The sequence below is a fragment of the Porphyromonas pasteri genome, assembly GCF_014647755.1.
GTDB classification, from domain to species: domain Bacteria; phylum Bacteroidota; class Bacteroidia; order Bacteroidales; family Porphyromonadaceae; genus Porphyromonas; species Porphyromonas pasteri.
The window spans coordinates 155,877-181,099 of the sequence record NZ_BMPU01000005.1 but is presented as its reverse complement, the minus strand read 5'-3'; the positions used below and the strand labels follow the sequence as shown (position 1 = coordinate 181,099).

18 protein-coding genes are annotated in these 25,223 nt (G+C 56.9%); 14 read left to right on the top strand and 4 right to left on the bottom strand.

From position 1 onward, the window contains the following. The first annotated feature begins 72 nt into the window (after nucleotides 1–72). Entirely contained in the window at nucleotides 73–279 is a 207-nt protein-coding gene (locus IEX77_RS07890) for a hypothetical protein (RefSeq protein WP_188808436.1), read from the top strand. A 214-nt stretch (nucleotides 280–493) separates the two neighbouring features. Continuing rightward, nucleotides 494–1,369, top strand: a complete 876-nt coding sequence (locus IEX77_RS07885; protein WP_188808435.1) for a hypothetical protein — start codon at nucleotides 494–496, stop codon at nucleotides 1,367–1,369. An 89-nt stretch (nucleotides 1,370–1,458) separates the two neighbouring features. Here IEX77_RS07885 and IEX77_RS07880 read toward each other — a convergent pair whose 3' ends face one another. After that, entirely contained in the window at nucleotides 1,459–2,367 is a 909-nt protein-coding gene (locus tag IEX77_RS07880) for a site-specific tyrosine recombinase (protein WP_188808434.1), read from the bottom strand. Between the two features lie 70 nt (nucleotides 2,368–2,437). On the opposite strand from IEX77_RS07880, the gene IEX77_RS07875 reads away from it, so the two are divergent. From IEX77_RS07875 to purL, 12 genes are all read left to right on the top strand, one after another. Further along, on the top strand, nucleotides 2,438–2,884 hold the full coding sequence (locus IEX77_RS07875) for a type II 3-dehydroquinate dehydratase (protein WP_188808433.1): 447 nt from the start codon (nucleotides 2,438–2,440) through the stop codon (nucleotides 2,882–2,884). A gap of 19 nt (nucleotides 2,885–2,903) precedes the next feature. Further along, nucleotides 2,904–4,340 (top strand): pyruvate kinase, encoded by a 1,437-nt coding sequence (gene pyk / locus IEX77_RS07870; RefSeq protein WP_188808432.1) that lies wholly within the window; start codon nucleotides 2,904–2,906, stop codon nucleotides 4,338–4,340. A 196-nt stretch (nucleotides 4,341–4,536) separates the two neighbouring features. After that, on the top strand, nucleotides 4,537–6,006 hold the full coding sequence (locus tag IEX77_RS07865) for an MACPF domain-containing protein (RefSeq protein ID WP_188808431.1): 1,470 nt from the start codon (nucleotides 4,537–4,539) through the stop codon (nucleotides 6,004–6,006). A 33-nt stretch (nucleotides 6,007–6,039) separates the two neighbouring features. Beyond that, the gene (locus IEX77_RS07860; RefSeq protein ID WP_188808430.1) at nucleotides 6,040–7,125 is read left to right on the top strand and encodes a hypothetical protein; all 1,086 of its coding nucleotides are present in this window, start codon (nucleotides 6,040–6,042) and stop codon (nucleotides 7,123–7,125) included. A 235-nt stretch (nucleotides 7,126–7,360) separates the two neighbouring features. Continuing rightward, nucleotides 7,361–9,217 (top strand): ABC transporter ATP-binding protein, encoded by a 1,857-nt coding sequence (locus tag IEX77_RS07855; protein WP_188808429.1) that lies wholly within the window; start codon nucleotides 7,361–7,363, stop codon nucleotides 9,215–9,217. Nucleotides 9,218–9,229: 12 nt separating this feature from the next. Beyond that, nucleotides 9,230–11,896 (top strand): AAA family ATPase, encoded by a 2,667-nt coding sequence (locus tag IEX77_RS07850; RefSeq protein ID WP_188808428.1) that lies wholly within the window; start codon nucleotides 9,230–9,232, stop codon nucleotides 11,894–11,896. Between the two features lie 2 nt (nucleotides 11,897–11,898). Continuing rightward, nucleotides 11,899–12,468 carry an RNA polymerase sigma factor gene (locus IEX77_RS07845; RefSeq protein ID WP_188808427.1) on the top strand — a complete coding sequence of 190 codons (570 nt, stop codon included), beginning with the start codon at nucleotides 11,899–11,901 and terminating at the stop codon, nucleotides 12,466–12,468. A gap of 62 nt (nucleotides 12,469–12,530) precedes the next feature. Further along, nucleotides 12,531–12,947 (top strand): hypothetical protein, encoded by a 417-nt coding sequence (locus IEX77_RS07840; RefSeq protein WP_188808426.1) that lies wholly within the window; start codon nucleotides 12,531–12,533, stop codon nucleotides 12,945–12,947. Nucleotides 12,948–12,961: 14 nt separating this feature from the next. Further along, nucleotides 12,962–13,414 carry a hypothetical protein gene (locus IEX77_RS07835; protein WP_188808425.1) on the top strand — a complete coding sequence of 151 codons (453 nt, stop codon included), beginning with the start codon at nucleotides 12,962–12,964 and terminating at the stop codon, nucleotides 13,412–13,414. A gap of 743 nt (nucleotides 13,415–14,157) precedes the next feature. Further along, the gene (locus IEX77_RS07830; RefSeq protein ID WP_188808424.1) at nucleotides 14,158–16,179 is read left to right on the top strand and encodes a TonB-dependent receptor; all 2,022 of its coding nucleotides are present in this window, start codon (nucleotides 14,158–14,160) and stop codon (nucleotides 16,177–16,179) included. 301 nt (nucleotides 16,180–16,480) lie between these two features. Then, nucleotides 16,481–17,494, top strand: coding sequence for a peptidoglycan DD-metalloendopeptidase family protein (locus IEX77_RS07825; RefSeq protein WP_229770841.1), 1,014 nt, complete (start codon nucleotides 16,481–16,483; stop codon nucleotides 17,492–17,494). A 195-nt stretch (nucleotides 17,495–17,689) separates the two neighbouring features. After that, on the top strand, nucleotides 17,690–21,403 hold the full coding sequence (gene purL, locus IEX77_RS07820) for a phosphoribosylformylglycinamidine synthase (protein WP_188808423.1): 3,714 nt from the start codon (nucleotides 17,690–17,692) through the stop codon (nucleotides 21,401–21,403). A gap of 83 nt (nucleotides 21,404–21,486) precedes the next feature. On the opposite strand, the gene IEX77_RS07815 is transcribed toward purL, so the two are convergent. From IEX77_RS07815 to mutY, 3 genes are all read right to left on the bottom strand, one after another. Next, nucleotides 21,487–23,031 (bottom strand): OmpP1/FadL family transporter, encoded by a 1,545-nt coding sequence (locus IEX77_RS07815; RefSeq protein WP_188808422.1) that lies wholly within the window; start codon nucleotides 23,029–23,031, stop codon nucleotides 21,487–21,489. Between the two features lie 209 nt (nucleotides 23,032–23,240). Further along, the gene (rpmH, locus tag IEX77_RS07810) at nucleotides 23,241–23,387 is read right to left on the bottom strand and encodes a 50S ribosomal protein L34 (protein WP_009432805.1); all 147 of its coding nucleotides are present in this window, start codon (nucleotides 23,385–23,387) and stop codon (nucleotides 23,241–23,243) included. 641 nt (nucleotides 23,388–24,028) lie between these two features. Next, the gene (mutY, locus tag IEX77_RS07805) at nucleotides 24,029–25,141 is read right to left on the bottom strand and encodes an A/G-specific adenine glycosylase (protein WP_229770840.1); all 1,113 of its coding nucleotides are present in this window, start codon (nucleotides 25,139–25,141) and stop codon (nucleotides 24,029–24,031) included. Between the last annotated feature and the right edge of the window lie 82 nt (nucleotides 25,142–25,223).

Genomic DNA, 25,223 nt, shown 5'->3' with positions numbered 1-25,223 from the left:
TGCGAAATGCGAAAAAAAGGTGTTCCTTTGGAGAGTAAACCGATTACTAACCCTTTAGCACGATGGTAAGCGATGAGTAGAATCCTCCTAATGGTCGCCTATACGACCCTCGCCTGGCTACTCTTCTTTGCAGATGCCCAGGATGTGGCGTCGATGAATCCACTGCAAAGCCTTCTCGTTCTGATAGTCCTTGTCATAGGCATCCCCAAGGCCGCGCTCCTGACCCAGCGTTTCCTTCGGCGCCTGGGCAAAGAATGGACGGAGTATCAGAAGGGCTAAATAGCCACCCCAAAGAAACAGCTTCGCCCCACATTGTGTCGCTACAATGTGGGGCGAAGTGCGTAAGGCATTAGGAGACGGCTGGCTACTGCCTGCTTTGCTCGAGAGGCTTATAGCAGTACGGATAATATAGCTATGTTTGCGGTCGATATTTATTTGCCTGGGGCGCCTACCGCACCTGGGCGATGATACAAGGTCGTATGATGAGCGTCCTATGAACACAATGAAGCCGACAGATCCATCTCCAGAGCCCCTTGATGCCCTTGCGGTAGGGAGGAAGGTCCTGACATACTTGGCTGAGAGCCCAGAGCCCTCCCCGCGCGTCTGGGAGTGCTATAACCGTGAGCAGGTGGCGCTGGAGATGCAGGCACGCTTCTGTCGGCAAGAAATGTCCCGAGAGGAGGCGGATCGCTTGCGGTCCTACCCATACGCTGGGACGACCTTGTCCTATCCCCTCCCCAATCAAGGGATTACTGAGCTTTGCGGCCCTGCGGCTATTGCCTACGATCTGATGCTCACGGATCCTGTGGCTTATATATCCGCTATGCTCGCCCTCTACGAGACGGGGATATGTGCTGTCGGTGACCTCTATCTGCAGGCAAGCAAGGGACTGCGAGGGAGTTCCCGTGAAGGGATCTCGGGCATCGACTGGATGTTCTTAGGCGCGATGCGAGAGGGGCGGAATATGCTCTTCGGGGTGGATGGTAAGGCTGGGCCGTTAGCGCTGTTTAGCCCGCCGAAAGATATGCTGTATTGGCTGAGGAGCATCTACCCGAATGAGCGCTTTGTACAGAGGTTGAGCTTCGTGGGCTGGGGCTCTGAGAGAGCGCACAGAAGAGCGATCATCGAAGCGCTGAGGAAGCCTACCCGATCGTTTCTGCTCATTGACTCGAAGCTGATCAAGGCGGACTCCAAGGGCAACCGCATCGCTCGCCTTCATTGGATCGTCATCAAGCCCGGGACGGCGGTATGGTCAGACGACGGGGAGCGTGTATCGTTCACCTACTTTACTTGGGGAGCCGAGCGGGTAGGGCACTTCCGCGTGAAGGACCTCATCAAGTATCTATACGTCACGATCGTGAGGGAATAGCCTTCACCCAATGATATACACGCCACGAGGCTGGAGAGTATCAGCTCTCCAGCCTCGTGGCTATTCGTATGTCGGGGTGAGGTGGTACGCTACAACCTCGCTCTGCGATTGCGGGGGTGATAGCGCTCGACCTGCTCGCGGAGCTTGGTGCGGTCGATGTGGGTGTAGATCTCCGTTGTCGCTACATCCTCGTGACCGAGGAGGAGCTGAATAGCTTGGAGGTTCGCGCCGCCCTCGAGGAGCGCAGTGGCGAAGCTGTGACGGAAGGTGTGGGGGCTGATCTTCTTCTCCACGCCCGCCATCTCGGCGGCTTCGCGCACCATGACGAAGACGGTGATGCGGGAGATGGCTTGCCCACGACGGCTGAGGAAGACGTAGTCTTCTTGTCCGCGCTTCGGGGTGGCACGGTCGGGATCACGGAGGTAGCGGGTGACCTCGGCGATGGCGGAGTCACTCAGCGGGACGAGGCGCTGCTTGCTCCCCTTGCCCTGTACGCGCAGATAGCCCTCATCGAGGAAGAGGTCGGGGAAGGTCAGGTGACACAGCTCGCTCACACGCAGGCCGCAGCTGAAGAGCACCTCGATGATGGCACGATTGCGCTGGCCCTCGACACCGCCCTTACTCCCTGCGGCCTCGATGATGCGGTCGACCTCGGCGGTCGTCAGCACGGTCGGGAGATAGCGTCCCTTGCGTGGCACCTCGAGGAGCGCTGTGGGGTCGCTATCTACATAGCCCTCGAGGAGGAGATAGCGTCCGAAGGAGCGGATACCCGAGATAATGCGCGAGATCGACGTCGGGCCGATGCCCAGATCGTGGAGTGTGGCGATGAAGTGCTGCAGTCGTGGATAGTCGATGGCTTCGATGCTGAGCCCTTCGACGTCCATGTAGCTGAGGAGCTTATCGACGTCGCTGAGGTAAGCCTCACACGTATTCTCTGAGAGGCCGAGCTCGAAGCGTAGGTGCGAGAGGAACTGCGTGCGTATATCGTCAGGGAGCATTCAAAAAGTGAGAATTTTAATTTATCTTTGCAAAGGTAAGAAGACAATAGGAATACCCCCGAAATAACGAATGTGGATAGAGATCATTAACGGGCCGAACCTTGCTCGGATCGGCCAGCGTGAGCCCAGCATCTACGGCACGATGTCGATGGACACTTGCCTGGAGCAGCTGCACCAGCGCTATGATCACCAGCTTCGTCTGACCTATTTCCAGTCGAACCATGAGGGGGCGCTCCTTGACAGGCTCTATGAGCTGCACGATGCCGGCGCTGACGCCATCATCCTCAATGCCGGTGCCTATACCCATACCTCCTTGGCCTTGGCCGATGCCCTCCGGGCTATCACTCCCCCCACTATCGAAGTCCATATATCCAATATCTATAAGCGTGAGCCTATCCGCCAGCGCTCCCTCATCGCAGAGGCCTGCCGAGGGACGATCACGGGCTTCGGTCTCGATGGATACCGCTTAGCCATCGAAGCCGTGTGTGGGGGCTTACCTCTACCGACCCACGAATAAATTACCCCAATTAAGCATTATGAAGAAAACTAAGATTGTAGCTACTATCTCGGATCTGCGCTGCGACGTAGAATTCATCCGTCCGCTCGTCGAAGCTGGCGTGAACGTCGTACGTATGAACACCGCCCACATGACGAAGGAGGGTATCACCCAGGTCATCAACAATACGCGTGCTGTATCGCCCAGCGTCGCTGTCCTCCTGGACACGAAGGGCCCCGAAGTCCGCACGACGGTCCTCGAAGGTGACTCAGAAGTCAAGCGCGAATTCCACGCTGGTGACAAGGTCATCTTCCAGGCTAACCCCGAAGCCAAGACCAACAATGAAGTCATCAACGTGAACTACGTGAACTTCGTCCACGACGTACCCGTAGGTGCTCGCATCCTCCTCGACGACGGTGCTCTTGCCTTTGACGTAGAGAAGAAGGAAGGCGACAAGCTCTTCACGGTCTGTCAGAACAACGGTAAGCTCGGTAGCCGCAAGAGCGTCAACGTCCCTGGCGTACGCATCGACCTGCCTTCACTCACCGAGAAGGACCGTGGCAACATCCTGCACTCTATCCCCCAGAAGATCGAGTTCATCGCTCACTCTTTCGTCCGTAACAAGAAGGACATCGAGGAGATCCAGACGATCCTCGACGAGCACAAGAGCGACATCAAGATCATCGCTAAGATCGAGAACCAGGAAGGTGTCGACAACATCGACGAGATCATCGACTCTTGCTATGGTATCATGATCGCTCGTGGTGACCTCGCTATCGAAGTCCCCGCTGAGAAGGTCCCCTCCATCCAGCGTATGATCATCAAGAAGTGTATCGCTGCTAAGAAGCCCGTCATCGTCGCTACGCAGATGCTCCACACGATGATCGACAACCCCCTGCCTACGCGTGCAGAGGTCAGCGACATCGCTAACGCTGTCTACTACCGCACCGACGCTGTCATGCTCTCTGGTGAGACGGCTAATGGTAAGTACCCCCTCGAGGCTGTCCAGACGATGGCAAGCATCATCCGTGAGGCTGAGACGACGCTTGAGCGCGAATACAACGACGAAGTGCCTTACTCTAAGGAAGTGAGCACCACGACGGCCTTCCTCTCTAAGCAGGCTGTACGTAGCGTCGAGCAGATCGACACGCAGGCTATCATCACCGATAGCTTCACCGGTCGTACGGCTCGCTACCTCTCTTCTTTCCGTGCTACGGTCCCCGTCTGCGCTGTCTGCTACGATCCTACTCTGGCTCGTCAGCTGGCTCTCAGCTACGGTGTGACGGCTCACTACGCTGAAGACGCTGCTTGCCCAGGCTCACGTCTGGCTGCAGGTATCAAGAGCTTCATCGAGTCAGGCCTCATCAGCGAAGACACGCAGGCTGCTTATATGAGCGGTACGATCGGTCAGTCGGGTGCTGCTCACTCGCTCGAGATCGACACGGTCAAGGAGATCCTCGCTAAGAACGCTAAGTAATTCGGCGCTTCGCTGAATACCTCTTTACGGGGCCACTGCCGATATCCTTCGGTAGTGGCCCCGTCGCTTTCTACTCAGGTGTTCTCCTCTTGCCTTTTGGTATATCAGAACATATCCATATATTTGCAATGTGATGTGCCTTCTCTACGATAGGGTCTGCCACATACATAGGTTTTATGTCTTAGTCTAATCTAAAATGAAAGTAAGAAGAACGCTTCCATGTGTTTCCCTTATCGCCTTGCTTGTGCTTAGCTTCGGGGCTTGTAAGGATGGTGATGCTCCAGAGAGTAAAACTCCAGAGAGTAGAGAGAGTAGCTCAGGTCAAGACGACTATCCTAAGTTCTCTTATCTCCGAGGTCTTTCAGAGCGAGAGCTTGCTCCAGATCGTTTCTTAGGTAGAAGCTTTAATCTAATAAAGCATACCAATAATGATCGGGATGGCTTTGCGGAATGGGATATCTTGGATAAGGCTCGTTTGACGGCGGATAATCCTTGGTCTCCATTTGGTCGTCCTGTTGATCCTGAGGCTTATGCTCCAGAGCAAATAGAACGAGATGAGAACCCTAAGGATCCGTATATTCGAACCTACTCGATTCTGAACAGTCGCTCCTACAGTGATTCGTTGACGATTTCCGTTGGTGCTGAATATAAACCTGTGACTTTGGGATATACAAACAAAAGATATACTTCAAGTGAAACTGCGAGCTATATCTACAGAAGTATTCTGGGCTATAAATATCTCTCGGAAAGTTATGATATTCGGGATGTGTCTGATTTTGAGTTTTACTTGCATAAGCGTTTTGTGCGAGATCTCAAGAAACTTACAGCTGCAGAGTTAGTCGAGAAATATGGAACTCATTTAGTGACCTCATATACGACAGGGGCATTTCAGGACTTGGCTATTTCTGCCAGCAAGAATAGTTTTACAGAGGGAGATGTTGCAAAGATTCATGCTGCCCTTTGGTCAGATAAAGGGACGTTGAGTCATGAGGTTCAACGAAAACTTACTAATAGTCAGAGTAAGATTGGAGTTACATACATACAGTCGGGAAGCGACTATATTCCACCACAATCCTTACTGTTGCCAACCATTCTCTTTGATGGCTCTAAAGAAATAGCTCCTATAGATCACAAGTCTTTTGCGGAGCAGATACGAATGAATGCTCGTTCTTCTTTCTTTGCTCTCAAGGGTGATAATCCCCTTATTCCTTCTTTGATATCTGATCTCCCATTGAAGGTGAAATACTTCTCTGGGATTCTGGATTTGATTCGTCCTCAGGGTGTAGGAGGCACGATGTATGTATTTTCAGATCCAGATACTTATGGTATAGTCGATTATCACTCTGAATATCTGGATGTAATAATGCCAAGATATGAAAGCGGTCAAGTGTATATCTTTATAGGTCCAAATGCCTATCGTACTTTTGATGAAACTGGTCGCTCGATGCATAGATGGTATGCCCAGCTGAATGAATCTGGGCTATGGACTTTCCAAAGTCTTAAGTCCTCGAAGTATCTGTGCCGAGACTTTGCGTTACGAACTAAGGCGGAAGATACAGAGAATTTGCGCTTCTGGGGGCTGAATCCAGCTATTCCAACTGCGGAGTTAAATCAGTATTCCTTGGCAAATCTCTTTGTCCGTAAGTCAAGGGGCGTAGCACAATAGCTACTTGGATTGTAACTCTAAACAATAGCGAGTATGAGAATTTATTATAGTGTTTTTACACTACTCTGTATGGTAGTGCCATTCTTATTCTCTTGTTCTTCCGATGCTCCAGACCTGGAGCATCCATTAAAACAAGAATCGATAAATGAGGGAGAATCTTATGTGTCTGCCCCCCAAATGGTGGAATTTGAGGGTGAACAGACTCTGAAATTTAAGAATGTGATGTCTCTCCAGCACTACCTTCAGCATGTTCCTGAAACAGATAGCTTTGTACAGAAGCATAGTTTTTTCTCTTCTTATAGAGCCGTTGAGCGATCTATATCAGATGGAATTATGCGTGACTCAGTTTTGTTTTTGGAAGGGGATGAGTACCAAACAATAAAGATAAAGTCGCAATTATATGCTCTTTATCGGGTCTCTACGGTTGATGGTGCATACGATCCATATCCAGTATGTCGAGCTCGATCGCTGTCTGAATCTATGATTGCGAATAAATCGGGTCATTATTTGATAGGAGACTCAATTTGTACTCTTGGGCTTTCTGATAATTACGACGAGGCGATAGGTGCATCTGGGAGTTACAAAGAGGTTTCACTGTATCCTATCCATTCTCATGGCTTCCGGGCAAATAATGCCTTTGGGAAAACCTCAAATCGTAAGTGCCGTGGAGTAATAGGGGTGGATGCCAATAGTAAGCGCCTATATATTAAGGTTACTGCTCAAAAACAGGTTGGATTTATCGTTAGATGGTGGATACGATATGCAACTACCTATATGGGACGTTTGATTATTTCTCAGATAGGTCAACCGATCATAATTGAACCCAGTGGGGGATTTGAGTATATTCGGCAACTTGTACGTGGTGGTACTGTTACAGAGGATTGTGTGGGAAAAAAATTTCTTCCTGGTTCGGGGAGACACATCATAGAGTTCGCTATTGAACGAGAAACAGGTGATGATACCTTTACATTGGGTAAATTCATGCCAGTAGATGATCGAACGGATCCTTTATATGGTCAGCCATGTAGTATTAAGGGACAGATCGAATTTTGGTCACGAGGTGTTCCCTATGGAGATAGGGGGAGCGATGAGATCGATCTGAGTATAGCTATCTCGTAGTCTTTAAGTCCCTCACCCTCCTATGGCTTTGCCTGCTATAGGAGGGTGAAGTGTATCTAAGCGCAGGCGTAGGGGTATTTGCTTGCAGGGTGTTTAGTCATAGCAGAACAGTAGCCAAGGAGTAAGCCGTGGCATTGTCGTATCTTTGGGGGTAATATTAGATTAGGATAAGTAGCCTCCGTGTCGCCGCTTTGCCCTCGGGGAAAGGGCGGTATGCGAGCCCTAAGATGCATAGATGAAAGATATATTCATGTTGATCCGCCGCTTCATCGCTCCTTATTATAAGGGGTACTTGAGCCTTGCGGTGCTCTTCAACATCCTGAGCGCTTTGCTCAATCTGGTGGCCTTCGCCCTCGTGATGCCCATCCTCAATATCCTCTTCCAGATCGAGGAGCGGGTGACGACTTATATCCCCTTCAGCTCGCTTGACCTCACCACCCAAGCGGGTTGGTCGCAGATGAAGGAGGTGGTGACGAATAACTTCGGCTACTTCGTCTCTCAGCTTATCGAGACCGAGGGAGCCTCTTACACGCTCATCATCCTCGGTATCTATCTGGTGCTGATGACGCTCCTGAAGGTCGGTGCTACCTACCTCGGGGGCTTCTTCCTCGTGCCTATCCGTACGGGGGTCGTCCGTGACCTGCGCAATCAGCTCAATGCAAAGATCCTTGCCCTGCCGCTGGGCTTCTTCAGCGAAGAGCGCAAGGGTGACGTGCTGGCCCGTATCACGGGGGACGTCGGGGAGGTGGAGAACTCCGTGATGAGTTCGCTCGATCTCCTTCTGAAGAACCCTATCCTCATCTTCGTGTACCTCGGCTCGATGCTCGTCATCAGTTGGCAGCTCACCCTCTTCGTCTTCCTCGTCCTGCCCATCGCGGGCTTCGTCATGGGACGCGTAGGGAAGTCGCTCAAGCGCACTAGCCTCGAGGCGCAGAACCAGTGGGGGCAGCTCATCAGTCAGGTCGAGGAGACACTCGGCGGGCTGCGTATCGTCAAGGCCTTCACCGCGGAGGAGTTCGTCGACAAGCGCTTCCGTGACTCCAACGAGGAGTACCGCCAGACGGTCATCGGTGTGAATCGCCGTCAGCTCCTCGCGCACCCCGTGAGTGAGCTGCTCGGTACAGCGACCATCGCTATCGTGCTGTGGTATGGCGGCTCGCTCATCCTCAATCGAGATAGCAGCATCGATGCCTCGACCTTTATCTACTATCTCGTCATCTTCTACAGCCTCATCAACCCGCTGAAGGACCTCAGCAAGGGTGCCTATGCTATACGCCGTGGTATGGGCTCGATGGAGCGTGTTGACCGCATCCTCCAGGCCGAGAGCACGATCACAGACCCTGCCGAGCCTAAGCCCGTCGTCTTCAACGAGGCGATCCGTCTCGAGAAGGTCTCCTTCCGCTACGCAGAGGAGTGGGTACTACGTGACGTAGATCTCACGATCCGCAAGGGGCAGACCGTCGCGCTCGTCGGGCATTCGGGCTCGGGGAAGAGTACGCTCGTGGACCTCATCCCACGCTTCTACGACGTCGTCGAGGGGCGCATCACCATCGATGGCACAGATATTCGTGAGGTCGCGGTAGCTGATCTGCGCCGCCTCATGGGGAACGTCAATCAGGAACCCATCCTCTTCAATGCTTCAGTCTTTGAGAATATCGCCTTCGGTGTCGAGGGTGCTACCCTCGAGAAGGTGCGTCAGGCTGCCGAAGTCGCGCACGCCGATGAGTTCATCAATGAGATGCCTGCAGGCTATGATACCAATATCGGTGACCGTGGGGGTAAGCTCTCCGGTGGTCAGCGTCAGCGCCTCTCTATCGCCCGTGCCGTCTATAAGAATCCCCCGATCCTCATCCTCGACGAAGCCACTTCGGCCCTCGATACCAAGAGCGAGCGCCTTGTGCAGAGTGCCTTGGATCACCTCATGGAGGGCCGTACGACCATCGTCATCGCCCACCGCCTCTCGACGATCATCCATGCCGACGTCATCTGCGTCGTCGATGACGGACGTATCGTCGAGCAGGGTACGCACGACGAGCTCCTCGCACTCGGCGGACACTACGCCAAGCTGCATGCTATCCAAGTCAAATCCTAAGCGGACACAGAGATGAAGCGTAATCCTGTCAAGTACAACTATACCGATACCTTCCGTGCGGCCCTCGAGCTCGCTGCCGAGCACGCCAAGGAGCTGCGCTGTGGCGAGATCACGAATGACCTCCTCCTGTGGGGCGTGCTCAGCGAAGGCACCAGCGCCGCTATCCGCTTCCTGATGGATCGTAATATCTCCGTGAAGGAGGTGCTGCGCGAGGTGGACGAGCATATCCAGCCGGACGATAAGGAAGACCCCGCACACGTCTTCTACAGCATCGAAGCGCATAGCACGCTGGCGCGTGCGGCGCAGATCTCCACGCTCCTCGGGGCGCAGGCCATCAGTGCGCTGCACCTCCTCTATAGCCTATACTTCTGTTCGCCCCCGACGCTCCTCACGCATTACCTCGTAGCCCACCGCATCAACGAGCATACCGACCCCCAGCTCCATCGTGTCGCTATGCTCCTTGAGGGCAGTAAGACTACCGCTGAGGAGAGCGCTCCAAAGCTCGCGGAGCCCAAGCCAAGCCAGCCTGCCTCGGATAAACCTTCAGCGCAGGCCCAGGCGATCGTCTTGTCCCAAGACCGCGTCCGCCGTATCCCCATTCGCATAGATCTGGCGCAGATGAAGGGGCCTGGGCTCGGTGGCGATGGCGAACTGCCACCCAGCGACGAACTCCTGCAGGCACTCGCTGAGAGCATCAGCACGCAGGTCGACCGCATGCTCGGTAAGCTCCCCGAGGGCGAAGAAGCCCCGAAGGATGGGAGCTTCCCCTACGCTGACTTCGGTCGCCGTGTGACGAGCACCTCCCCCACAACCCATGAGGGGAAGGTGGAGCCGATGCCCTATGATGATGAAGCGCGTGACCTCATACAGATACTCTCACGTGAGAGCTATCCCTCGGTCGTCTTGGTGCATGAGCTCCACGACAGCCCCGAGCCTATCATCAAGGCGCTTGTTCGTCACATGGATCGCCGTGCTGAGCTGGATGCTAAGGGCGGTAGTGCGAGTGTAGCCGATAAGCTGAGTGCTACGCCACAGGGCTTCCGCTACCAGTCGGTGCTGGAGCTTGACCCGCTGCGCTTAGCCTCTGCAAGCCAGATGATGGGTGGGGCAGAGCAGTACCTGCAGTCACTCTTTGAGCGACTCAAGGCCGATCCCTCTGTGCTCCTCTATATCGGTGACCTCAGCCTCCTGAAGCCCCTCGGTCGTACGGGTGGCGAAGTCTTGGAAGCTCTCTTTGTAGGACTTGCACGGCGCCGTATGCAGTGCATTGCCCACGCTACTCCCGCTACCTACAGCCAGTCTGTCGAGCGCAGCGAAGCCGCTTCGCTCAGTACGGCGAAGTACATCATCAAGCCCCTCGAGGGCGAGGCACTCCGTAAGGCCTTCGAGCGTCGTCGTGCCTTCCTCGCGGATTACCACTCGGTGAGCTATCAGACGCCCTACGAGGAGCTGCTGGCACTCGCTCAGCGCTACTTCCCGCAGGAGCCTGCGCTCTACGCCCTCGGTGAGATCCTCGATGCTGCTGCCAGCGAGACCCGCCGTCGCCTGCATCGCCACTTCTATGGCACGACAAGCGGCACGCGAAGCAAGGGGACTGTCAGCCGTGACGACCTCTTGCAGGGTCTGGCTCGTCGCCTCAATATCCCCGTGGAGCAGATCGAGGACAAGACCGAGCTCCAGCGCCTACGTGAGCTCCCCGCGAAGCTCCGCAGCCGTATCGTCGGGCAGGATAATGCCGTGGCAGTCGTCAGCCGTGCCGTGCAGCGTGCCCGTCTCGGGCTGCGTGACGGACAGCATCCCATAGCTTCCTTCCTCTTCCTTGGCCCGACGGGCGTAGGGAAGACCTATCTGGCAAAGGCGCTGGCGAGGGAGGTCTTCGGCAGTGAAGAGGCGCTGGTGCGTATCGATATGAGTGAGTTCGCCGAGCGTCATAGCGTCTCCCGACTCATCGGCCCTCCTCCTGGCTACATCGGCTACGGCAATGGTGGCGAACTCACGGAGCCCGTGCGTACCCGCCCCCATCGCTTGGTCCTCCTCGACGAGATCGAGAAGGCCCATCCCGATATCTATAATCTCCTCCTGCAGGTCCTCGACGATGGCCGTCTGACAGACTCGGAGGGGCGTACGGCGGACTTCCGCAATACGATCATCATTATGACGAGCAATGTCGGTTCGCGCGAAGCGAAGGACTTTGCCCGCTCCGTCGGCTTCTCTGGCCTCAGCAATGGGCAGGAGCGTAGCGAAGGCATTGTCCGCAAGGCACTGGAGCGCACCTTCAGCCCCGAGTTCTTGGGGCGTCTGGACGGTACGGTCGCCTTTGAGAGCCTCTCAGATGAGTCGCTCCTGCAGATCGTCTCGCTGGAGCTGAAGCCTATCGTAGAGCGCCTCGCAGCCTCGGGCTATGGCCTGACGCTCACTGAGGAAGCTAAGCGCTTCGTCGGTATCGATGAGGCGCATCGCGCTCTCGGAGCCCGCCTCGTGCGCCGTCGTCTGCAGCAGCTCGTGGAGGATCCCTGCGTCGAGCACATCCTCGAGGAGAAGCTCCATACGGGTGAGACCTTCGTCGTCAGCCTCGGGAAGGACGGCGAGCTCGTCTACGCGATCCAGCCCAGCCGTACTTCCGATAGCCCGACGCAAGCCAAGAAAGCCCCTGCTACCCTGAAGTCAAAGAAATCTTGACGATGCCCCAACCACTTGTCACTGAAGAGGAGCTCCAGCGTGCGCTGGCTGACCCAGAGCGCCGGCGAAGCGCCTTCACCACGGTCGTGCGCCTCTACTCGCAGCAGATCTACTGGCAGATACGCCGTATGGTCTACAACCACGACGACACCGATGACCTCGTGCAGAACGTCTTCATCAAGGCCTGGGAGGCTATCGAAGGCTTCCGTGGCGAGGCGAAGGTCTCCACGTGGCTCTACCGAATCGCCCTCTATGAGGCCCTGAACTTCCTCAAGAAGCGTCGCCACGAAGAGGAGAACGTCATCTCCCCCTCAGAGGAGGGTGACTCACTCTATCTGCTGGATCGCCTCACGGCCGACGAGTACTTCGATGCCGATGAGGCAGAGGTGCGCCTGCAGAAGGCTATATTGAGCCTACCTGCCAAGCAGCAGTTGGTCTTCCGCCTCCGCTACTACGATGAGATGCCCTACGAACAGATGGCCGCACTTACCGGCACGTCTGAGGGCGCACTCAAGGCCTCCTACCACCACGCGATGAAGAAGGTAACCGAAGAACTTCAGCGCAGCGAATAAACCTTTTCCCCTACCAGTTGTCACACAGAGTGAAGCCCCGATAAGGGCGCATATATTTAGAGATGAATAAGCAAACTAACCTACCTACTCCCGCCGAGAGTCGTGGGCACTATAGCATCCCCGAGGGCTACTTCGATAGCCTCGAGGAGCGTATCATGGCGAAGATCCCCGAGGAGACCCCCGAGGAAGTCGCCGAAGCTCCCCGCATCAGCCTATGGACGCGCCTGCGCCCCATCGCTTATCTGGCGGCGATGTTCGTCGCGATGAACCTCATCTTCCGTGCCTTCGCACCGAAGACTGCCGAGGATAAGTCCGTCGCTACGGCCCAGACTGAGTTCAGTAGCGAAGACGAGTATGCCAACTACTACGCCGACTACGGTGAGCGCATGACGGCCGTAGCAGGATATGACTCCTATTACAATTTGCTCCTCTCCGACCTCGGGACGATGACGAATACCTCCTTTACTACCACCCGCTAACCCCTACGAAGACAATGAAGCGAATCCTTTATATCCTTTGCTCCATCCTCCTCCTGACGGGTGGACTGTCCGCACAAGCCAAGAAGAAGGGCGCCGACCATCATAAGGATATGCGCGAGAAGGTGCGTGCTGAGAAGCGTGCCTTCCTGATGCGTGAGCTCTCCCTCACCGCTGGCGAAGTTGATGCACTGATGCCCGTGCTAAACGAACTTGACGATAAGCGCTTCGCTCTATGGCGCTCGACCGAAACCCTCGGCCGCCGTGTACGTCAGGGCGACAAGACGCTGACCGAAGCCGAGCTGAATACCCACCTTGAGCAGATGCTGGACTTCCACGTCCGCGAAGCCGAGCTGGAGCGCACCTATTACCTGCGCTGTCGCTCCACGCTTCCCGCTGACAAGCTCGTACGCCTGCCGATGGTCTGCAAGGACTTCGCCCGCCGCTTCTTCGAGCGTCACAAGCGATAGCGCCCGCCTCGCTCCCTCCTTATTATCATAGAGAAGTTGGCACCCATCTGCGGGTGCCAACTTTTTTTTGTGCCCGTGTGCAAGCTGTGTACCTCTCTTATGGGGTGGTGCGAACCTATAGGAGACTGTTGTGGCAGAGTCCTGCCCGCTATTTATTGTGCTAAGGCATCGCACGCCCAGCTCCCCGATATGCCTCTCCGACGTGATACGCAAGCCCTTTTCCTTATCGCACGTATTCCTCTTATCCAGCGGAGGGAAAAGTGTCCTTCTCGTGAAGGAAAAAGCGCCTTCACGTAGTGGTTTTCCTTTGTCTATGCACGTAGTCTTAAAGACCAGGCACGTAAATCCAAATATCCACGTACGTAGATTTATCGTCCACGTACGTAGTCCAAACTTATCTGCCACTCGTCCACAACTTTTATCCCTACGCGGAGCAACAACCCAATATAGGTCACTTCACAATGCTATATAGCTTGCTGCGCCATCCTATATAGGTCGGTGCTGCGACCAATATAGGTTCGCGCGCCGACCAATATAGTTTTGCTCACGGACCACTATTGGTTCGACCGCAGACCAATAGTGTTTCACACCACCCACCACTATTGGTTAGTATCCGCTCCGCGCAAAGTAGCTGATGCAGAAGGGACTCTGCTTATCCCCTTCTTTTTCTAAATTTGCAGTACACACACGCCCCTTATGAGGGGGCGCACGCATAATAACCATCTTCCCGAATCAAGGGCCTTATGAAGAAGCACATCCCAGAGGCTACGCGCTTCCTTATTGTTGCCCTCCTCTTTGGTATTCGCCTGAGTGGAGCGGCTCAGCAGCCCACGACAGATAGTATCGCGACCCCCGACAACGAGCTCGAGGGCGTCAACGTCATCGGCTATCGCAAGATCAATACGGGCAATATCCACAAGCAGATCTTTGAGCTCGAGGCGAAGGGTGTGCCGAAGGGTGCCTCCGCCGACCGTGCGCTACGCTATGTGCCTGGCCTTCTCATGGGGAGTGCGGGCTACAGTATCTTGGGTAGTGAGCAGGTCGCTCAGGTGCTGATAGACGGAGCACCCGCCAGCCCCGAAGAGCTGGCAAGCCTCCCTGCGCAGTCGATCTGGCGCATCGAGGTCCTGCGAGGTGGTGTCGATGGCGACCGCATCAATATACGTAGGCTACGCAGTCTCACGCGGGAGTTCAAGGGCCGCATTGACCTCGGGTTAAGTCAGCCCGCCCGCTACTCGGCGAGTGCCAACCTTACCCTACAGACCCCGACGACCGTGCTGACCTTCGTCCCCTCGGCGCTATGGAGTCGGCAGGAGATCTCCTCACAGCTCGACCGCAAGAGTGCGGGGGTGGCACACGGCTGGCATCATCAGACGACGACTAAGACCAAGCAGGCAAGCTCGCTTCTGCGCTTTGACTTCTTCCCCAGCAAGCACTGGGATAATACGTTCGTCGCGATGTATTCGCGCAATGGCCATAGTGGCTTCAGCGAGTCCACCCAAGATGCCCTTCCCTCCCAGCGGCTGGATGAGACGGGCTATATGCAGGTCTTGCAGGGGCATCTGGCGAGCCGCTATAAGTGGGGCGAGAGCTTCCTGCGACTGCGTGGGCATCTAGCGAGTGAGTGGGACCGCCAAGAGCTGAGCCTCCAGACAGCTACGCACGAGGCGGAGAATACCTATCGGAGCCTCACGGGCGACCTGACCTATCAGACGAAGCTCGAGGGGCGTGCGGGTCGGCATAAGCTGAATACCAGCTACGCCCTGACGCACCGTGAGACCCGCTCGAGCTATAGCCCCCAGCGCTATAAGAGCCTGATCCATGCCCTCAAGCTGGGCGATGAGGTCAGCTGGGACGGGCAGTGGGGTGGGGACTTCCTGCTGGATATGCAGTACGATGAGCAGCGCCTCTCCACACTGACGCGTCGTGCTTGGTACGTCCTTCCCTACGCCAGCCTCTATTATAGTGGAGCGCGTGATGCCGTCGAGCTGAGCTATGACCTCAGCGTCTCCCGCCCCACGGGGGAGATCGTAGACCCCACACGCTACTATACCTCCGACACCGAATACACCGAGGGGAATGCGAGCATCGCCAATGAACGCACCCATACGCTCGCACTCCGCTACCAGCGTCAGCTCAAGCAGACCTTCCTCTCGACGGCCTTCACCTACACTCGGACGCTGGACGCTATCGGGCGTATCCATGCGCTTGCTGATCCTCAGCTGGAGACTTGGGCGAACGTAGGGCGGAGCACCGCCTACGCCCTCTCGCTGGGTGTGAATAGCTCCTTCTTCGAGCATAAGATGAATCTGAACCTCGGGACGGCCCTCGGCTATGTCACGAAGGAGATAGCGCCCGAGCATCGCCTCACCGCCCTGAGCGCTGGCGGGAGTGGGCTCTTCTATCGGGGTACGCTCAACCTCAGCTACACGACGAGCCGAGACTGGACGTACACCATCTATGCGCAGTGGTCGGGTAGGGAGCTGACCTTCTCCTACCAGCGTGACCACCTGCCCTACGTATACTTCGAGGTGAATAAGAGCTTCCTCGACGACCGCCTCTCCCTCACACTCTCCCTCCTCAATCCCTGGGGGACGATGCGCACCGATACCCGCTACTTCTTCCGTGATGTCACGCAGACCCGCTGGGTGACGAATAATCATAGTAGCGGCGTGCGTCTGGGGCTGACCTATAGCTTCGGGAAGCGCTTCCGTACCCGACAGGGCAACGAGACCATCGAGCAGACCGACCGCAAGGGGAAGTAAATCTGCAAACTCCCTCACGAAGCGGTCCCGTGAGCTGTCGGAGGTGGTGCGAGTGACGAGGGATATACCTTGAGTAAAAAGCCCCACGTTATTAAGGTGAATGCACCCAACACCTGAGGCTCGGAAGGGCAGAAAGTAGGTCGGGGACTGCACATATACTGCGCGCTTGTGCAGTGTTGGCGTTTGTAACTATTTGGTTATCTTTGCATTTGTCGCATGGTATATGCTTTTGCATCCGTGCACACCGACGGGAGGCGCGCTCCCGCCAGGTATTATCATTAATGTAGTATCAAAAGCTGGTATGACAAGAAAAAGAATGCGACTGTTATGCGCATCTCTGTGTCTGGCTGCCACGACACTCCCTGCCTGGGCGGCAACGCCCCCCTCAGGGAAGGCTCAGACACCAAAGAAGGAGACACGCACGACAGCCGGTCAGCAGGCAAGCACCACTGGTGAACACCTGCTCCTGGCCGACCGACTCGAGATCAAGAATCGTCTCTCCAAGGAGAAGCAGCGTCGCGAGGCTGATCTGAAAGCTAAGAAGCAAAACGAAGATCTCGAGGCACCGGCCTCTGAGCTCTATGGCGAAGAGTCCTGGGGAAGTCACGTAAACCCCTTCGCAGGTATGTCGGTCAACATCCCCGACCGCCAAGACATCGACCTGCAGGAGTTCGTGATGCCCATCGCCACCCGACAAATCACCTCGAACTACGGCTATCGCCATAGCTTCGGGCGTATGCACTACGGGACGGACCTCAAGCTGAGCCACGGGGACACGGTACGTGCAGCCTTCTCTGGGAAGGTGCGTATCAAGTCCTACGAAGGTGGAGGCTACGGCAACTACGTCGTCATCCGCCACCCCAATGGTCTGGAGACGGTCTACGGCCACATGAGTCGCTCCATCGTCCGCGAAGGGACGGTCGTCCGCGCTGGTGACCCCATCGGTCTCGGCGGTAGCACGGGCCGCTCTACTGGACCCCACCTCCACTTCGAAGCACGCTTCATGGGTATCCCCATTGATCCATCGGACCTCTTCGACTTCCAGGCAGGTGTCCCACGCTATGACGTCTTCGCCTTCGTCAAGGGTGCCTATCGCACGCCCCGCTCTTTCGCAGTAGCTAAGGCAGCTGCCAAGCCTAAGAAGAGTGGCGAGTCGAACGAAGAGCAGTTCAAGACGCACCGCATCAAGAAGGGCGAGACCGTCCGCGCTATCGCAGCTCAGTATGGCGTCTCGGTAAGCAAGCTCTGCCGCACCAACGGCATCTCCGCCCGCGCCAAGCTCTCCACAGGGCGTACCCTCCGCATCCCGAGCTAAAGCCTACCGCACCGTCGTAAGCTATGCTCGCCGACACACTACAAGGCCTCACCGCTTAGAGCCCCTGGCTCTGGGCAGTGAGGCCTTGCCTTTTTCCGTATCTTTGCTCATAGGGAAGAGGCCTCAGCGCCCCGCCCCTCTGCTTCGATCTCCTCAGGATCACATCCCTCTTACGACAATATTTATAGTCTCCGAATGATTACTCTCTTTAGGAAGCACAGCTCCCCCGTGCTTTATGTCGTGGAGAGCACGGCGCCCTTGGCTGCCGAAGCCCTCGATCGCCTCACCTGGCTCTTTGGTGGGGCTACTTTGCTTGATACCCCCGCCCTCAAGGGCTTCTTCGTCGGGACGCGCCGTGAGCTCGTCACGCCCTGGAGCACCAATGCGGTGGAGATCGTGCGCAATATGAACATCCCCACGGTCACGCGTATCGAGGAGTTCAGCGAGGTCTCGGGCCCCGATGCGTCCTTCGACCCCATGCTGCAGGCCCTCTATGAGGGGATCGATGCTACGGTCTTCGACACGCACATCACGGCAGCGCCTATCGAGCATATCACGGACGTGCGCGCCTACAATGACGCTCACGGTCTGGCTCTCAGCGATGAGGAGATCTCCTACCTCGAGGGGCTCAGCGAGCGTCTCGGGCGTCCGCTCACCGACAGCGAGCTCTTCGGCTTCTCGCAGGTCAATAGCGAGCACTGCCGTCACAAGATCTTCGGTGGTACCTTCGTCCTCGACGGGGAGGAAGAAGAGCGTAGCCTCTTCTCGATGATCAAGGATACGAGCGCCGCTAACCCCAATCACTTAGTCTCGGCTTATAAGGACAACGTGGCCTTCATCGATGGCCCCAGCGACCTTGAGCAGTTCGCTCCCGCCACGGGGGATAAGCCCGACTTCTTCGTCCGTAAGTCCATCGACAGCGTGCTGAGCCTCAAGGCTGAGACGCACAACTTCCCCACGACCGTCGAGCCCTTCAACGGCGCTGCTACCGGTACCGGTGGTGAGATCCGTGACCGTATGGCTGGTGGTCGTGCCAGCGTACCTCTGGCAGGGACGGCCGTCTACATGACGAGCTACCCCCGCACGGCTGCCGATCGCCCTTGGGAGCAGCACAGCGCTGCCCGCCCTTGGCTCTACCAGACGCCCCGTCAGATCCTCACGAAGGCATCCAATGGTGCGAGCGACTTCGGGAATAAGTTCGGTCAGCCGCTCATCTGTGGCTCGGTGCTGACCTTCGAGCACGAAGGCAAGGCCGACGAACCTACCTACGGCTTCGACAAGGTCATCATGCTCGCTGGTGGTGTCGGCTACGCCCGCCGCAGCGATGCACAGAAGGGCACTCCCGAGCCTGGCGAAGAGGTCGTCCTGCTAGGTGGTGACAACTACCGTATCGGTATGGGCGGTGGTGCCGTCAGCTCTGTGAACACGGGGCAGTATGCCGGTGCTATCGAGCTCAATGCCGTACAGCGCTCCAACCCCGAGATGCAGAAGCGCGTCGAGAACGTCATCCGCACGCTCTCGGAGAGTGAAGACAATCCCATCATCTCCATCCACGACCACGGGGCAGGGGGGCATCTGAACTGCCTCTCCGAGCTCGTCGAGACGACGGGCGGACACTTTGACCTCAGCGCCTTCCCCATCGGTGATGAGACCCTTTCGTCGAAGGAAATCATCGGCAACGAGAGCCAGGAGCGTATGGGCCTTCTGGTCAAGGGTGACGCCGTAGAGCGCATCGCCCGTATCGCCGAGCGTGAGCGCGCTCCGATGTACGTCGTCGGTCGCACCACGGACGATATGCACCTGACCTTCGAAGAGGCAGGAGGTGACAAGCCCATTGACCTGGCGCTGTCGGATATGTTCGGCTCGGCGCCCAAGACCTACATGGTCGACAAGCATATCGATAAGACTTATCCCGCCCTCAGCTATGACGCTGCTCACGTCGAGCACTACCTCGATGAGGTGCTGCAGCAGGAGGGTGTCGCTTGTAAGGACTGGCTGACGAACAAGGTCGACCGCTCCGTCACGGGCCGTGTGGCTCGCCAGCAGTGTCAGGGTGAGATCCAGCTGCCCTTGAGCGACTGCGGTGCTATGGCTGTCGACTTCCGCGGTCGTGCTGGTATCGCTACCTCTATCGGTCACGCTCCCGTAGCAGCACTGGTAGACCCCGTCGCTGGTAGCCAGCTTGCCATCGCTGAGGCACTGACGAACATTGTCTTTGCGCCCCTTACCTATGGCCTCGAGGGCGTTTCCCTCAGTGCCAACTGGATGTGGCCCTGCCGCAATGAGGGCGAAGATGCTCGTCTCTATGACGCCGTAGAGGCTGCTTCGGACCTTGCGATCTCGCTCGGCATCAATATCCCCACGGGTAAGGACTCGCTCTCCATGACGCAGAAGTACCCCAACGGCGAGAAGGTCCTGAGCCCAGGTACCGTCATCATCAGCGCTATCGGTGAGTTCTCTGACGTGAAGAAGATCCTCTCACCTGTACTCGTCGCGAATCCCGCATACCCTGTCTATCATATCGACTTCAGCTTCTCTCCGCTGGCGCTCGGTGGCTCAGCCTTCGCACAGGCCCTCGGTCAGCTCGGTGATGAGACGCCCCGCATCGAGGAGCCTGAGTACTTCCGCGAAGCCTTCACCGCTGTGCAGGAGCTCATCCAGCGCGGTGTGCTGACGGCTGGTCACGATATCTCGGGCGGTGGTCTCATCACGGCACTGCTGGAGATGTGCTTCCCCTCTACGAAGGGCGGGCTGTCGGTCGACCTCGCGGCCTTCCCTGAGGCCGATATCGTCAAGCTCCTCTTTGCCGAGAACCCCGGTGTGCTCGTGCAGACCTCGCATCCCGAAGTCCTCGAAGAGGTACTGCGTGATGCCAGCATCGGCTTCGCTCGCATCGCCACGCCTACGGCCGACGGTCGCACGCTCTCTGTCAGCTACGGCAAGAAGTCCACGCTCACGCTCGACATCGATGCCAAGCGCGACCTCTGGTACCGCTCCTCTTATCTGATGGACAAGTATCAGAGCGGCGAAGAGCTGGCTAAGGCTCGCTACGAAGGCTATAAGAATCAGCCCCTCCGCCTCACGGCTCCTAAGGGCTTCACGGGTAAGCTCGCTGACCTCGGTCTCGATCCCGACCGCACAGCGAAGGCGCCTGTCCGTGCCGCCATCCTCCGAGATAAGGGGACGAATGGTGAGCGTGAGATGGCCTACGCCCTCTATCTCGCTGGCTTCGACGTCAAGGACGTGCATCTGACCGACCTTATCTCGGGTCGTGAGACGCTCGATGATGTACAGCTCATCGTCTTCTGCGGTGGCTTCTCGAACTCTGACGTACTCGGCTCGGCTAAGGGCTGGGCAGCAGGTATCCTCTTCAACGAGCAGGCGAAGGCTACGCTCGACCGCTTCTACGCACGCCCCGACACGCTGAGCCTCGGTATCTGTAATGGCTGTCAGCTGATGGCCGAGCTGGAGCTCCTCTATCCTGAGCACGAGCTGAAGCATAAGATGGCGCACAACGACTCGCACAAGTTCGAGAGTTCGTTCGTCAGCCTCACGATCCCCGAGAACCACTCGGTGATGCTTCGTGATCTGGCTGGTGCGTCACTCGGTGTGTGGGTAGCTCACGGCGAAGGGAAGTTCGACCTCCCCTACGACAGCGACCGCTACCACGTCATCGCACGCTATGCCTATGATGCGTACCCCGCGAACCCCAACGGCTCACCCGACGCTATCGCAGGGCTTTGCAGCGCTGATGGCCGTCATCTGGCTCTCATGCCTCACCCCGAGCGTGCGATCTTCCCCTGGCAGTGCGCTTACTACCCCGAGGCTGACCGCCGTGAGCACGAGGTGACTCCATGGATGAAGGCCTTCCGCAATGCCTACGACTGGTGCTGTGAGCACAGCCGTTAGGCTACGGTAGCTACCAAATGATCGAGCCCCGATCTCCCATGTGGGAGGTCGGGGCTCGGTCGTTTAGCGGGACTTGCTCGGCCTTAGAGCGTGTAGTCGAGACCGATGGAGAAGATCTGATTCTTGCGCGAATAGACCTCGCTACCAGGGAGGGCGATGCCAAGGGCGGGCTGAGCCGCGTAGGTGCTGACAGCCTTCTTGTGATCGCCGTAGCTGGAGATCATATAGGCGAGGTTCAGCTGGGCTTCCTTCGTGAGGTGCAGGCCGACGCCGAGGCCGTAGGACGTGGAGCTCATGTCGAAGTGGATGTTGCTCTGATAAGCATCGCTCACCCCCTTGCGTGTGATCTGCACACCGCCGCTGACGTCGAGCCAGTCGAGGGCGTTCCACTCGAGGCCGAAGAGGTATTCGTTCGTGTTGCCCTTGAGGGTCTTCTGCTTGTCGCCAGCCATATTCGCAGACTTCTCGAAGAAGTGATTGTAGCTGACTGCAGCCGTGACCGTGGGGAGGATACGGTACGAAGCCCCTACACCGAGTACAGCGGGCAGGTCGTTGGCGACCTTAGCACCGTCGGCGAACTGCTCCATACCCGAGTCATTGGCCTCAGTCGTGTTCTTCACGCGGATAGCGGTGCGGAACTCATAGCGTGCCCCTACGTTCAGCCCTTCGTAGTTGAAGTTCAGCCCGACGATAGGCGCCAGACCGATACCCGTCTGCTTGACCTCGATGCGCTTGTCGAGGGTGTTCTTTGCCAGAAGGCCAGGGACGGCGAGGACAGGCTGTACCTGCTGCTTGAGGGCGTCGGGCAGGTTGTTGACGATAGGCTCGGCAGCCTTAGCTCCTACGGCGATAGCGCCGAAGTAGGTAGGAGCGTGGTGCATAGCACCGTCAGCACCGCTGACCTGGATGTTGCGGATGTAGCCCGTGTAGGTGTTGTAGGCATAGCTAAGACGCGCACCGAGGTAGGCACTCAGATGCTGGTTGATCTTGTAGCTTGCACCAGCCTGCAGGCCGAAGACGTACTGGAGCCCCTCGAGCTTGCTGTCTACGGAGTACTTGTTGGCAGCCTTGATTGGGTCGATGAGCTTGGCAAAGCCAGCCTGAGCTGCTGGGGGGAGTGCTCCAGCAGGGAGCGCTGCGATCATAGCGGTAGCCTTCTGAGCGATGGCCTGTGTGATCGTGGGGACGAGTGCTACGTTCGCCTCGAACTGAGGGAGCCCGCTCGTGAAGCTGGCCTTACCACCACCGCCGAAGATGCCTGCGACAGCTGAGAATGCCCAGTCACCCTTCTTATACGAAGCCATGAGCGTGGGGACGATGGGCGCAGTGGCCTTCCCCTCGAAGCGCTTGGTAGTAGTGCCTGCCGTAGAGTAAGCGAATGGGGCGAAGGTAGCGTCGATGTCACGGCGCTGGAGTACGGTCTGGCTGTTGACCGAGAAGCGCCAGCCGTCGGGCGTGAAGACAAGACCTGCGGGATTGTAGTAGGTCGCGTCGATAGCGAGCGAGGCATTACGAGCGAGGCTACGCAGGTAGAGGGCGTGGAGGCTGGTATTGTTCAGCAGACCCCCAGCGTGTACTGCGGGGGCGGCGGTGAGGGCGATGAGGCCCAGGAGTAGCGTTTTCTTCATTGCTATATAGGATGATTTGTCGCCCCGTAGTGGGGCGCTTGCCTCACGGGAGACAGGACAAAGATAGAGAAATATGCACACTTCGCTTGGATGTGTGCGTGTTCCTCGGTGCGTTCATCGTATCAAGGCAAAGAAAAAGGGCTCCCGTAGTGCGCACTACGGGAGCCCTCTAAGGGGTAGGTCAGTGACCTAAATGCAAGAGGCTTGGCCTAGTACTCGTCAGAGACACTCAGCTTCGCACGGCCCTTGGCACGGCGAGCAGCCAGTACGCGACGACCGTTAGCCGTAGCCATACGTGCACGGAAACCGTGCTTGTTCTTTCTCTTGCGGTTCGATGGTTGGAACGTTCTTTTCATCTCGTTTGTCTAATATATTAGTTGCTTATACTTTGCTATGTTCTGCAATTTGAGCCACAAAGATAGGGAATTTTATCCAACCATAATTCGCGGGGGGCGTCTGACCCACAATATTAGGGGGAGGTAGTGACCTATATTGGTCATCGAGTCAACCTATATCGGGGACTGTTGCGGCAGAGTCCTGTCCTCTATTTGTTCTGCTAAGGCATCGCACGTCCAGCTCCCCGATACGCCTCTCCGAAGTGAGACGCAAGCCCTTTGCCTTATCGTGAGTATTCCTCTTATTCAGCGGAGGGAAAAGTATCATTCTCGCGAAGAAAAAAGCGCCTTCACGTAGTGGTTTTCTTCTATCTATGTACGTAGTCTTAAAGACCAGGCACGTCAGTCCAAATATCCATGTACGTAGATATTAGATCCACGTACGTAGCCCAAACTTATCTACCACTCGTCCGCAACTTTTATCCCTACGTAGAGCAACAACCTAATAGAGGTCACTTCACAAAGCTATATAGCTTTCTTCACCATCCTATATAGCTCTGCCTACGTACTCATATTGGTCGTCGCAGCGACCAATATAGCTTCGCCCGCTGACCAATATCGGTTGATTTAGGTAGGACTATAGTTGCGTCGTACGCCCTCCGCTAGGGCACTTGCTCTAAGAGGCGCTCAATGAGTACGGGGAAGGCGTAGCTACTGCGCTCTGTGCTCGGGATGTGCTGGTAGGGAAGAGTCGCACTGAGGCCCTCGGCTTCGATGAGGAAGAGGCGGGCATAGATAGCTCGGTGGGAGAGCTTGTGCGAGCACTGTGCGATGGGGGTGGGGTGGAAGGTCGGGCGCCTGAGTGCGGCGATGAGGTCACCGAAGGCGGGGAGCTTCGTCAGCTCTTCGACGGTGACACCCGTCTCTCCCGTCTCGATGAGGGGGAATTCATACAGCCCCTGCCAGATATCGCCAGCACCACGACGGCGAATGAGTAGGCCTTCGCCCCCCGATGCGTGGGGAAGGCGGATGAGGAAGTAGTCCATGTGGCGGGGGAGGACCTTCGTCTTGCCCTGCTTGATGGGGAGCTGCTCCTCGATGCCGGCACGATGCGCAAGGCAGTGCATGGCGATGGGGCACGCGTCGCAGTGCGGGCGGCGGGGCGTACAGCAGAGGGCACCCAGCTCGATGACGGCTTGGTTGTGGCGACTGGGATGCGCCTTGTCGAGGAGGGCCTCCGCCAGATCCCAGTAGGAGCGTGCGCCACGTGTCGTATCGATGGGCTCGGTAGAGCCGAAGAGGCGACTCAGCACGCGGTAGACATTGCCGTCCACAGTGGGGTAAGGGAGGTTGTAGGCGAAGGAGAGGATCGCACCGCGCGTATAAGGCCCGACACCTGGCAAGCGGCTCAGCCCCTCGGGGGTGTGGGGGATCTCTCCGCCGAAGTCCGAGACGATGATCTGTGCGGTACGCAGGAGATTGCGTCCACGGGAGTAGTAGCCGAGGCCCTGCCAGAGGAGGAGTACCTCGTCTTCGCTCGCAGCAGCTAAGTCTTGTACGGTGGGGAAGCGCTCGGTGAAGCGATGATAATAAGCCATCCCTTGATCCACGCGCGTCTGCTGGAGGATGATCTCGGAGAGCATGACGTGGTAGGCTGATACATCTTCGCGCCAGGGGAGGGCACGGGCATATTCGTCGTACCAGCTACCGAGGCGGCGCTGCACATCACGAAGGTCGATGCCTTGGGTGGATGGGGTGGGATGGGTCTTCTTCATCGGGCGCAAAGATACGCCATTACGCACGTAGCCCCTGCATCACTCGGGATGCAGGGGCTACGCTTATATAAATACGATTAGT